Source organism: Streptomyces griseoruber (assembly GCF_001514205.1).
GTDB lineage: Bacteria > Actinomycetota > Actinomycetes > Streptomycetales > Streptomycetaceae > Streptomyces > Streptomyces griseoruber.
This window is the reverse complement of sequence record NZ_KQ948795.1, coordinates 31,834-40,982: the sequence shown is the minus strand read 5'-3', so window position 1 is coordinate 40,982 and position 9,149 is coordinate 31,834. Positions and strand designations below refer to the sequence as shown.

Sequence of the window (9,149 nt, the reverse complement as noted above, 5' to 3'; positions counted from 1 at the left end):
TGCGGCGATCTCGGCGCGGGCCTCCTCCACCGTGCGCGGGTCGTCGGGGGAGCGGTGGGCGACCTCCAGGTCGATCACGTGCTGGCGGTAGTTGGCGCCGGACTGGAAGATCTGCCGGGGCTCCAGCGGGGCGTGCACCCGCAGGCCCTCCAGGGGGCGCCAGTCCAGGGTGTCGTCGTCCGTGAGGGCGCGCAGGACCGGGAGGGTCTCCTCCCAGCGCTCCACCACGGCGCGCAGTCCGGCCGGCGCGAAGCCGAGTGCCCGGCTCAGGTCCAGCACCCGTCCCTCGGCCAGGAGGCCGGGGAAGGTCTGCCCGGCCGGGGCTTCCTCCCGGGCTTCCCGGACGGAGAACGTGCCGAGCGCGAATGGGCCGGCAGGTTGCGCGAGCGTTGCCATGAGATTTCCTCCTGCTGGGGTGCGGTCTACTCTGACCTCGATCGGCAAATCACGGAAATCAATCCTGTGGATCTGCCTCATCCACGGTGTGGATGTCTCTTCGCTCCTTAGGCGGTGCCCGCGGTGAACCTGTCCCGACTCGATCTCAACCTGGTCGTCGCCCTGCGCGCCCTGCTGGAGGAGCGCAATGTGACCCGGGCCGGCGAGCGCATCGGGCTGAGCCAGCCCGCGATGAGCGCGGCGCTGGCGCGGCTGCGGCGCCATTTCGACGACGAATTGCTGGCCCGCACCGGCAACGCCTACGAGCTGACCCCGCTCGGGGTCGCCCTGCGGGACCGCAGCGCGACCGCGTGCGATCTGCTGGAGCGGGTGTTCTCCAGCCAGGCCGACTTCGAACCGGCCGCGGAGAACCGGGAGTTCACGCTGCTCGCCTCGGACTACGGCGCGGCCGTGTTCGGGGCGGCGCTGGCCCGGGCCGTGCACCAGGAGGCGCCGGGCATCCGGTTCACCTTCCAGCATCCGGCGCCCGGTGTCGTGGAGAACACCGCGACCACCCTCAGCACCGTCGACGGGCTGCTGCTGCCGCACGGCGTCATCGACGGCTTCCCGGCCGTCGACCTCCACCAGGACCGCTGGCTGTGCCTGGTCGCCGACGACAACCCCGAGGTCGGCCACGACATCACCCTCGACCATCTGGCCCGGCTGCCCTGGGCGGTCTACCAGCGGCCCTACGACGCTCCGGTCGCCCGGCAGCTCAGCATGCTCGGCATCAGCCCCCGGGTGGAGGTGTCCGTGCAGACGTTCCAGCTCCTGCCCCACATGGTCGAGGGCACCCGCCGGGTCGCGATGATCCAGGAGCGTCTGGCCCGCAAGGCGGTCCGCGCGGCGGCGGTCCGCGTCCTGCCCTGCCCCTTCGAGGCCGTCCCGGTCCAGGAGGCCCTGTGGTGGCACCCGGTCCACGCCCAGGACGCCGCCCACATCTGGCTCCGCCGGAAGGCGGTGGAGGTGGGGGCGACCCTGACGGACCACGGGCCCGAGGTCTCGCCGGCGGTATAGCGGTGGTGCCCCGCAAGGCGCCTCGGGGAGAGGCGCACGCCCGGCAGGGAAGCGGCCCGTCACCGCACCGTGCGGGGACGGGCCGGCGGCCTCCGGTGGAAGCGGAGGCCGCGTTTCAGGCCAGCTGTTCGGGCAGCGGGCGGGGGTCGGCGGGGGCGTCCGCGATCCGGCGGCGTGCCGTCAGCAGCCCCGCGGCGACCAGTGCGGCGGCCAGTCCCAGCAGGCCGACGGCGGCGGCGAGGCTGCCGACCGCCGACTCCAGGGCGAGCAGGACCAGCGGGCAGACGAACTCGCCGCCGAAGAAGGCCGCCGTCCACAGCCCGGTGCCGCGGCCCCGGTCCGCGAAGGCCAGCCGGGACATGGCGCTGGTGAGCAGGGCGGGCAGCAGCATGCCCGTGCCCACGCAGTTGACCACCGCGCCGACGACCAGCACCGGGGCGCTCCCGGCGAGGAACATCACCCCGAAACCGGCCGCGCAGACCGCGAGCACGGCCGGCAGCATCGGCTCGGGGGAGCGCTTCAGCCGGGCGAAGGTGATCGCCCCGGCCACCGTGGCGGCACTCGCGATCGCGGTGGCCAGCCCGATCACCCCGGAGTTCTCCACCCCGAGGTCGTCGAGCAGATACGACATCTCCACCGGGACGGTGTAGAAGACCATCGCGCCGAAGAAGGTGAGGGCGCAGATGCCCGCCAGCTGCCGCCAGGGGAAGGAGTGCCGCGCCGGTGCCTCGGCCGCGGCCTCCTCGGCCTCGGCGCGGACCGTCGAGCCGGGCAGGGCGGAGGCCATCAGCGGGGCGAGGGCCAGGCTGACGGCGTACACCCAGAACGGCACCCGCCAGCCCGCCGACCCGGCGGCCCCGCCGAGCACGAAGAACACGGTGGCCGAGGCGGAGGCGCACATGGTCTGCAGCGCGAGGTACTTCACCCGCCGCCGGCCGGTGTAGTAGTCGCCGATCAGGGTCGTGCAGCAGGTCATGATGGCGGCCTCGGTGACCCCGACCAGGGCACGGCTGGCGATGATGCCGCCGAGCGAGTCCAGCCAGAGCGGGGCCGTGCCGAACCCGGCGTACAGGACGGTCGCCACGACCAGCAGCCGCTTGCGGCCCAGCCGGTCCACGATCACCCCGGCGAACGGCGCCAGCAGCGCCAGCGCCAGCGCCGGCACGGTCAGCGCCAGCGGCACCAGCGCCTTGGCCCCCGGGACCGAGGCGAAGTGGTCCTGCATCTTCGGCAGCACCGGGGCGATCAGCACCGCCCCCAGGATCGGCAGACAGCTGCCCGCCATCAGCAGGGTGACCCGCAGCAGATGGGCAGGGCCGGAGACGGCGACGGGAGAGGGAGCGGCGTCGTCGACCGCGGCGGGGGACGGCTGCGGTGCGGAACCGGGCATGGCGACTCCAGGGACGGTGTACGGGAGCGGGCATGCCGGTGTCGGAGATGCTGGGGAGCACGGCATGCTGCGGACCACCGCACACCGGCGGCTGGTCCGGACAGCGGCGTGCGGGTAGGGACGACTATGGGCGGCCGAACGGCCCGCCGCCATCCTCCGGGTGATCCGAATCCCGTATCCGGCTCATCCACGTCATGGATGAGCCGGGGCCGCGCGCGGTGCCGCTCAGGCCGGCAGCAGGGCCTCGATCCGCCCGGCGATCTCGGGGGTGTCCGGCTTCACCCGGGACCGGATCCGGTGCGCCACCGCGCCCTCGGGCGACACCAGGAACTTCTCGAAGTTCCACTCGACGTCCCCGGCCACCCCCCGCTCGTCGGGCACGGCGGTGAGGAGCGCGTAGAGCGGATGCCGCCGCACACCGTTGACGTCCACCTTCTCGAAGAGGGGGAAGGTGACGTCGTACGCGGTGGAGCAGAACTCCTGGATCTCCTCGGGGGTGCCCGGCTCCTGCTGCCCGAACTGGTTGCAGGGGAAGCCCAGGACGGCGAACCCGCGCGGGCCGTAGCGCCGGTGCAGTTCCTCCAGCGCCGCGTACTGCGGGGTGCGCCCGCACCGCGAGGCCACGTTCACCACGAGCAGGGCCGTCCCCCGGTAGGGGCGCAGATCGCCGGGTTCCCCGGCGAGGGTGCGGACGGGGATGTCGTACAGGCTCATGTCGGTGTCTCGCTCCGCTCCGGTCGGTTGGTACGGCTCAGCCGGCCGCGCTGATGCCCTGGCAGGCCTTGCGGACGGCGTCGACCACGGCGTCCACGTCGTCGTCGGTCATGGCCGCGCCCAGCGCGATGGTCACCGAGCGGCCGAGCAGCGCCTCGCTGGTGCGCAGGCGCGGCGGCCGCTCCCACTCCACGCCCCAGGGCGTACGTCCTTCGCGTACCGCGCGGTTGGCCGTGACCGGCTGGCCCTGATACAGGGTGTGCGCCGGGATCCCGGCGGCGTTGAGGCCGGCGACGACACCGCGCGCCTCCAGACGCGAGCCGAGGAGCAGGGTGAGGTCGCCGCCCGAGCCCTCCTCGTCGGGGAGTCTGCGCCAGCGCACCGGCAGATCGGCGGTCCCGGCCCGCACCCGGCGCGCCACGTCCCGCAGCCGCCGGCACATCGGGAGCAGCCGCGGCAGCTGGGCGCCGAGCACGGCCGCGGTCAGCTCGGTCATGCGCAGGTTGGTGCCGACGAACGGCGGGGCGTCGGCGGTGCCGCGCGTCGCGCCCCTGGCGGTGGTGAACTGGCCGCCCTGGTCCTGGTAGCGGGCCACCCGGTCGTGGACATCGGCGTCGGACGTGGTGACCGCGCCGCCCTCGCCGGCGGTGATGTTCTTGTCGAGCTGGAAACTGAAGGCGCCCGCGTCGCCGAGGCCGCCGACCGGCCGGCCCCGGTAGCGGATCCCGGCGGCCTGTGCCGCGTCCTCGACCACCCGCAGCCCGTGCCGGCGCGCGACCTCCGTGATCGGATCCATGTCGGCGGCGGCGTTGTTCAGATGGACCGGCATCACCCCCCAGGTCCGCCCGGTGATCCGCTCCTCCAGCCGCGCCGGGTCCAGCGTGAGGGAGTCGTCGACCTCGGCGAACACGGGGACGCCCCGGGCGCCGACCACCGCGCCCACACTGGCGACGAAGGTCACGGCGGGCACGATCACCTCCGCGCCGGCCGGGATCCCGAGACCGATCAGCGCGGCGGTGAGCGCGGCGGTGCCGGAGGACACCGCGACCGTGTGCGCGACCCCCGCCACCTCCGAGAACGCGGCCTCGAACGCGTCGGTGCGATGCGCGAGGTCCGGCCCGTAGTAGCGGAACGGCGACCGGGACCGGATCACCTCCAGGGCGGCGGCCTCCTCTTCCGCCCCCCACAGCGCGAGGGCCCGCCAGGTCTCGTACCGCATCCCCGGCCCGTCGCTCACCCGGCCACCTCGGTCACCGCGTCCAGGTCCGTGGCGCTGTGCGCGACCACGAAGTCCTCCAGGAAGAGATAGTCGAGCTGGCTCGGGCCGAAGAACGCGAGCGCCTGCCCGGGGGTCTCCACGATCGGCTCCCCGCGGTCGTTGAAGGAGGTGTTGAGCACGACGGGCACCGAGGTGATCTCCCCGAACCGGGCCACCAGTTCGTGGAAGGAGCCGTTCGCCTCCGGGGTCACCGTCTGCACCCTGGCCGTTCCGTCGACATGGGTGACGGCCGGTATCTCCCGCCTCCTGTCCTGCCGGACCGGCGCGACGATCAGCATGTACGGCGACTCGATGTCGAGCTCGAAGTAGTCGGCGGCCCGCTCGGCGAGGACGGCGGGGGCGAACGGGCGGAACGCCTCCCGGTGCTTGACCTTGCTGTTGAGGATGTCCTTCATCTCCGCGCGGCGCGGATCGGCCAGGATGCTGCGGTGGCCGAGGGCGCGCGGCCCGAACTCGGACCCTCCGGTGAACCAGCCGATGAGCGCGCCCTGCGGCAGGAGTTCGGCCGCGAGCCGGGCCGGCCGCGCCACCCGCCGGTGGGGCAGGCCCGAGGCGTCGAGCGCGGCCCGGATCTCCTCGGTGCCGTACGAACGGCCCAGGTAGGTGTGGGTCTGCGGGCGCGGTGCCGACCCGCGGGCCCGCGGAGCGCGGGGGCGCGGATGCCCGCCGAGGACATGGTGGCCGTAGTAGGCGCAGCCGACCGCGCAGCCGTTGTCGCCCGCGGCGGGCTGGGCGTAGATCTCGGTGAACGGGGTGTCCCGCAGGATCTTGCCGTTCGCCACCGAGTTGAGGGCGACCCCGCCCGCCAGACACAGCCGGGTCAGCCCGGTCTCCCGGTGCAGCCAGTGCGCGGCGTGCAGGACGGCGGTCTCCAGCAGGTCCTGGGCCGCCCAGGCGAGATCGGCGCCCCGGGCGAACCGCTCGTCGCCCTCGAACCCGTCCAGCGCGTGCTCGACGAAGTCCAGCAGCCCGCCGTCCTTCAGGTGCAGGGTGTACCGGCCCTCCGGCAGCAGGTCGAGGTGGCGGTGGAACTCGCTCCGGTAGCGGTCGGTGCCGTAGGGCGCGAGGCCCATGGTCTTGCCGTCCTCGGTCAGGTACCAGCGGCCCTCCTCGTAGAGGGTGAAGCCGATGGCCCTGCTGACGGCCTTGTACAGGAAGCCCAGTGAATGGTCGCTGTCGCCGGCCTGGTAGACCCGGGTGTCGCGCAGTCCGTCGGTGCTCCAGTTGGTGCCGAACACCTTGGAGATCTCGGTGATCTCCGTGCCGCTGCCCACCGACATCGTCAGCGTCTCCACGCCCTGTCCGTCGAAGAGGCTGCCCGCCCCGTCGACCACCAGGATCGCGGCCTCCGGGAAGGGCGAGGGGTGGAAGGCGCTGGCGGCGTGCGCCAGATGATGCCGGATCAGCGTCGTACGGCTGCGGAACGGGAAGTAGCAGCTCGGCAGCAGGGTGTCGTCGGCGACGATCGCCTCCACCTGGCCGAGCCGGACCCCGCGCGCGGTCAGGCAGTAACGCCAGCACTGGTTCGCCAGAGAATTCACATTGACCGCGTATTTGCGTCGCGTCAGCCGTTCCTCTTCAATACCGACGGCGATCTCACCGTTCTCGACGAGGCAGGCCGAGAAGTCGTGGTTGGAACCGCCGAGTCCCAGAGCGAGCATACTGCCGTCCTTACTGCCCGTTCAGGCACACTGATTTGGCGAGTACGTCGGCATAACGCTACCCCGTGCCAACCGGCCCGTCGTCAGACGCATATGAGCCATCCTCAGGACGGATCGGCTCGCGATCATTGACCCTGTCTTCGGGGTGAACTTAGACTCGCGGCATGGCCTTGAAACGTGATTATCGCGAGACGATGTTCGCGCATCGCGACGGCCAAAACCGTCTCAAGCTCCTCATGAATGACATGGTGATAGAGGAGCAGCTGTGCCAGATGAGGTGTTCCTACTGCCTCACCGAGGACTTCAATCTCCTGATGCAGGTGCCGGACGCGAGACTGCGGCTGACCACCGACCGGCGCGCCGACTGGCACGAGATCCTCGACGCCTATCACCGGCATGTCGACAGCCCGGTCATGCGGCTGAGCGGCGGCGAGTTCTTCTGGCTGAAGGGCTCCACCGAGTTCGTCGCGGAATGCAGTGAGAAGTACGAGGTCGTGCAGGTCATCACCAACGGCGCCTTCCTGACGCCGCATCGGCTCCAGGCCCTCGCCGAGCTGGGCAACGTCCAGCTGTGCCTGTCCCTCGACGGCCACACGCTGGAGATGAACGGCCATCGGCTGCCGCCCAAACAGCACCGGCTCTTCGACGTCATCATGCGGCACCTGGACCACGCGGTGGAACTCGGGATCCCCATCGAGATCCAGTCGGTCATCACCGATCTGAACGCCACCGGGCAGGCCGAGTTCGCCGCGTTCCTGGCGGAGCGTTACGGGCGCGGAGTGATGCTCTACTTCTTTCCCGTGCGCGGGGAGACCAGAACCACGCACGCACCGCCGCTCGGCGACCATTTCGCGCCGTTGCTCGAACGCTACGACGAACTGTCCGCCGTCCTTCCACCGCGCGCGTTCGTGGAACACATCGGGAATCAACTGCGCACCGGAGTCCGTACCCTGCGCTGTTACGCCACGGCCACCACGGTCCAGCTTTTCGGCCAGGGAGACGTCTCCTGCTGCCCGTACGCCTGGCTCAAACCCATGGGAAACATCAAGGAGAATCCCGACCTCATACCCGAGCAGTTCGGAAATCATCAGCACTACGACATGTTCATGCAGCCCCGGCCCCGTTTTCCGTACTGCAAGAGCTGCACCGGACCGATCGACGTCGTCAATCTCTATCTCTTCGGCGGAATCACCGAGGAGGAAATCGCGCGCTGCGCCCCGTACGCCGGACCCCGCGCGCTGGAGCGGCTGCGGGAGCTGAAATCGGCGTTCGCACCGGTTTTCGAGCCGGCCCACCGAGGCCGTGAGGAGACGTGATGATTTCCCTGGACGGGATGTCCGCCGACGAGATCGCGGCGGCCGGACCGCAGCGGCTGCGCACCCTTCCGCAGCACGATCTGCTCACCCTCGCCGGGGACTGGCTCGGACAACTGGCACCCTGGCGGGACGCCGAGACCCTCGCGGCGATCTCCACCAGCCTGTCCGCCGAGTCGGTGCTGTCCTCCCTGTTCGTCTTCGGCGACCAGGTCGCCGAGTCCGAGGCCCGCGCGCAGGTCCCCGGGCCGCTGCTCGACCTGCTGCTGCGGGCCCGGGTCCTCACCGAGGACGCCGGGAAACTGTCGGCCGACTACTGCCTGGTCCGCGGGGACGGCCTGGTGCTGCTGGCCGCCTGGCGGGCGGCGGGACGGGACACCGGGTCGTACGCGCCCTGGGTCGGCACCGACTCGATGACCCTCTCCCGGCTCGTCGCCGCGCGCCGTGGGGTCCGCTCGGCCCTGGACCTCGGCTGCGGCACCGGCATCCTCGGCCTGTCCGCCGCCCGGGGCGGCGCCGAGGTCCTGTCGGTCGACGTCAACCCGGAGTGCACCGCGGCCACCACCCTCAACGCCCACCTCAACGGCCTGGCCGGCCGGCTGACCGCCACCGAGGCCGACATCATGTCCCTCTCCCTCGGCTCCCGGTTCGACCTCGTCGTCTCCAACCCGCCCTGTCTGCCCCTGCGACGCGGCTCGCTCGGCTGGCTCGCCGGCGAAGCGGGCCTGGACGGCCTGGAGTTCTTCTGGGAACTCCTGCGCCAGGTGCCCCGGCTCCTCACCGACGCCGGTGAGGCACTGCTCCAGGCCGCGGCCTACGGCGACGAGCACGGCCCGTTCTTCGTCCACGAACTCGAGGCCGAACTGCGCCGGCTGAACCTCTCCGGCCGGCTCCTGCTGCGCCCCTCCACACCCCCGCGCTGGCCGGCCTTCGCCCCGCGCGACGCACACCAGCAGCTCACCGGCCCCCTCGGCGACGAGGTCCGCGCCTATGTCACCAGCATCGGCGCCACCCACTACTACGGCTTCGTCCTCTCGGCGCGCCGTACCGGCGAGGGCCTGGAGGTGGGCCGCTTCCGCTGAGCCGAGGCGCAGGGGCGGGGCCCCGGAGCCAACCGGGGAGCACGGGTGGATCCGGCGACCGGCCGATGGGCGCTGGCGCCGGACGGGGAGATGCCGGTGTTGGGCTGGTGGGTGCTGGTGTCGGGCCGGGAGATTCCGGTGCCGGGTCGGTGGGTGCTGGTGAAGGGCCGGGAGATGCCGTCGGCCGGCCGAGGGATGGTGGTGACCGGCCGGGAGATGCCGGTGACCGGCCCGGCAAGGCCGGGGCGTACGCGGCCC

At 71.9% G+C, this 9,149-nt stretch carries 7 protein-coding genes and 1 pseudogene; 3 read left to right on the top strand and 5 right to left on the bottom strand.

Going from position 1 to position 9,149, the window contains the following annotated elements:
• Nucleotides 1-396: pseudogene (locus tag AQJ64_RS43660) on the bottom strand (fumarylacetoacetate hydrolase family protein); the annotation flags it as partial.
• 123 nt (nt 397-519) lie between these two features.
• Between AQJ64_RS43660 and AQJ64_RS43655 the strand changes: the two are divergent.
• Nucleotides 520-1,452: a LysR family transcriptional regulator gene (locus tag AQJ64_RS43655; RefSeq protein ID WP_055636281.1), complete on the top strand. Its 933-nt coding sequence runs from the start codon at nt 520-522 to the stop codon at nt 1,450-1,452.
• Nucleotides 1,453-1,567: 115 nt separating this feature from the next.
• Here AQJ64_RS43655 and AQJ64_RS43650 read toward each other — a convergent pair whose 3' ends face one another.
• The 4 genes from AQJ64_RS43650 to AQJ64_RS43635 all read right to left on the bottom strand — a co-directional run bounded on the left by AQJ64_RS43650 (nt 1,568) and on the right by AQJ64_RS43635 (nt 6,496).
• Nucleotides 1,568-2,842 (bottom strand): MFS transporter, encoded by a 1,275-nt coding sequence (locus tag AQJ64_RS43650; protein ID WP_055636280.1) that lies wholly within the window; start codon nt 2,840-2,842, stop codon nt 1,568-1,570.
• A 225-nt stretch (nt 2,843-3,067) separates the two neighbouring features.
• Nucleotides 3,068-3,556 (bottom strand): glutathione peroxidase, encoded by a 489-nt coding sequence (locus tag AQJ64_RS43645; protein WP_055636279.1) that lies wholly within the window; start codon nt 3,554-3,556, stop codon nt 3,068-3,070.
• A 37-nt stretch (nt 3,557-3,593) separates the two neighbouring features.
• A complete protein-coding gene (locus AQJ64_RS43640) occupies nt 3,594-4,793 on the bottom strand; it encodes a DegT/DnrJ/EryC1/StrS family aminotransferase (protein WP_055636278.1) in 1,200 nt (399 codons plus the stop codon).
• A complete protein-coding gene (locus AQJ64_RS43635) occupies nt 4,790-6,496 on the bottom strand; it encodes a carbamoyltransferase family protein (RefSeq protein WP_055636277.1) in 1,707 nt (568 codons plus the stop codon). The genes AQJ64_RS43640 and AQJ64_RS43635 overlap by 4 nt, the downstream gene beginning before the upstream one ends.
• A gap of 236 nt (nt 6,497-6,732) precedes the next feature.
• On the opposite strand from AQJ64_RS43635, the gene AQJ64_RS43630 reads away from it, so the two are divergent.
• Both AQJ64_RS43630 and AQJ64_RS43625 read left to right on the top strand, forming a co-directional pair.
• Nucleotides 6,733-7,812 (top strand): radical SAM protein, encoded by a 1,080-nt coding sequence (locus AQJ64_RS43630; protein WP_240512781.1) that lies wholly within the window; start codon nt 6,733-6,735, stop codon nt 7,810-7,812.
• Entirely contained in the window at nt 7,812-8,891 is a 1,080-nt protein-coding gene (locus AQJ64_RS43625) for a methyltransferase (protein ID WP_055636275.1), read from the top strand. The genes AQJ64_RS43630 and AQJ64_RS43625 overlap by 1 nt, the downstream gene beginning before the upstream one ends.
• Nucleotides 8,892-9,149 lie beyond the last annotated feature (258 nt).

Bases quoted from the DNA above. Each gene is read 5' to 3' on its own strand.
- AQJ64_RS43650 (WP_055636280.1), bottom strand. From the start codon at position 2,842: ATGCCCGGTTCCGCACCGCAGCCGTCCCCCGCCGCGGTCGACGACGCC.
- AQJ64_RS43645 (WP_055636279.1), bottom strand. From the start codon at position 3,556: ATGAGCCTGTACGACATCCCCGTCCGCACCCTCGCCGGGGAACCCGGC.
- AQJ64_RS43635 (WP_055636277.1), bottom strand. From the start codon at position 6,496: ATGCTCGCTCTGGGACTCGGCGGTTCCAACCACGACTTCTCGGCCTGC.
- AQJ64_RS43630 (WP_240512781.1), top strand. From the start codon at position 6,733: ATGAATGACATGGTGATAGAGGAGCAGCTGTGCCAGATGAGGTGTTCC.
- AQJ64_RS43625 (WP_055636275.1), top strand. From the start codon at position 7,812: ATGATTTCCCTGGACGGGATGTCCGCCGACGAGATCGCGGCGGCCGGA.